Annotated in this window: 2 protein-coding genes; both read left to right on the plus strand. The window is 65.0% G+C overall.

Going from position 1 to position 1,725, the window contains the following annotated elements:
* A partial coding sequence (locus FKP22_RS29375; protein ID WP_310733392.1) for a flagellar M-ring protein FliF C-terminal domain-containing protein occupies positions 1-622 on the plus strand: 622 nt, incomplete at its 5' end.
* A 19-nt stretch (positions 623-641) separates the two neighbouring features.
* Complete coding sequence (fliG, locus tag FKP22_RS29380; protein WP_141291723.1) at positions 642-1,652, plus strand: flagellar motor switch protein FliG; 1,011 nt, start codon at positions 642-644, stop codon at positions 1,650-1,652.
* Positions 1,653-1,725 lie beyond the last annotated feature (73 nt).

Genomic DNA, 1,725 nt, shown 5'->3' on the forward strand with positions numbered 1-1,725 from the left:
CGAAGCCACCACCAACTACGAGGTCGACAAGACCGTGCGCGTGACGCGCAATGCCACTGGCGCGGTGCGCCGGCTGAACGCTGCCGTGGTGGTCAACCACCGCACCTCGACCGATGCCAAGGGCAAGACCACCACCTTGCCATTGCCGCCCGAGGAAATCGAGAAGCTGACCGCGCTGGTGCAGGAAGCCGTGGGCTTCAGCAAGGAGCGCGGCGACTCGGTCAAGGTCATCAACGCGCCGTTCAAGCCTGTCACCGAACCTGCGGCCGACGATCTGCCACTGTGGAAGCAGCCGTGGCTGCTGGACCTGGCGCGTGCCTCCGGCGTGCCTGCAGCATTGACCCTGGTGGCCCTGGCCTTGATCTTTGGCGTGATCCGGCCTGGCATCCGCCAGGTGCTGACGCCGATCGAGGTCGAGAAGGACGACAAGGGCCAGCAGCTCGATGCGGTGGTGGATGACGACAACATCCTGCCGGCCCTGGCCGGCGGCAGTGGACTGCCTGCGCTTGAGGCACCTCTTGAGAACACCCAGCTGGAAGCCGCAAGACGGCTGGCCCGTGACAACCCAGGCGCCGTGGCCAACATCATGCGCGAATGGGTGACCGGCGAAATCGCCACCTGAACAGGCAACGAACGACCCCATGGCTGGAAATTCGAAAGACGACGAAGGCGCCGAAAACGCCGCCATCCTCCTGATGTCCCTCGGGGAGGAAGAGGCGGCTGGCGTGTTCAAGCACCTCGGGCCCAAGGAGGTCCAGAAGCTGGGCGAAACCATTGCCCGGCTGAAGGTCATCCCGCGCGAGCGGGTCGAGCGGGTGCTGGAGAAATTCAGCAAGCAGGCCGAAGCCCAGCACATGCTGGTGGCCGACACCGACGAATACGTCAAGGCCGTGCTGCGCAAGGCCCTGGGCGACGACAAGGCCAACCTGCTGATCGACCGCATCCTGCAGGGCAGCGATGTGAGCGGCATCGAGAGCCTGAAGTGGATGGACGGCGGCTCGGTGGCCGAGCTGCTGCGCAACGAACACCCGCAGATCATCGCGGCCATCCTGGTGCACCTGGACTTCGACCAGTCCTCCACCGTGCTGAAGTCATTCACCGAGCGCCAGCGCAACGAAGTGCTGATCCGCATTGCCACGCTGGACGGCATCCAGCCTTCTGCGCTGAAGGACTTGAACGAAGTGCTGAACAAGGTGCTGGCCGGCGGCGACCGCCTGCGCAAGGCCTCGCTGGGCGGCGCCAAGGCCGCGGCCGAGATCATCAACATGATGGGCTCCTCGGTCGAGACCTCGGTGCTGGACTACATCCGCGAAGCCGACGGCGACCTGGCCCAGAAGATCATGGACAACATGTTCACCTTCGAGGACATGAACAAGCTCGACGACAAGGGCTTCCAGGCCGTGCTGAAGGAAGTCCAGAGCGACTCGCTGGTCGTGGCGCTGAAGGGCGCCACCGCCGAGATGCGCGAGAAGGTCTTCCGCAACATGTCCAGCCGCGCCGCCGAAACGCTGCGCGAGGATCTGGAATCGCGCGGCCCGATGCGTGTTTCCGAAGTCGAAGCCGAGCAGAAGGAACTGCTGAAGATCGTCCGCCGCCTGGTCGACGAAGGCCAGATCGTGCTGGCATCGGGAGGCGCCGATGACTTCCTCTAAACCGAACACCCCGCGCCCGGTGCCGCCGCCGCAAGGCGGCAACCGCCCGGCCAACGCCTACACCCGCTTCATT

Source organism: Ideonella azotifigens, assembly GCF_006519715.1.
GTDB classification, from domain to species: domain Bacteria; phylum Pseudomonadota; class Gammaproteobacteria; order Burkholderiales; family Burkholderiaceae_C; genus Ideonella; species Ideonella azotifigens.

Excerpts from the sequence above, each read along its gene's own strand:
- fliG (WP_141291723.1), top strand. The coding sequence starts at position 642 with ATGGCTGGAAATTCGAAAGACGACGAAGGCGCCGAAAACGCCGCCATC.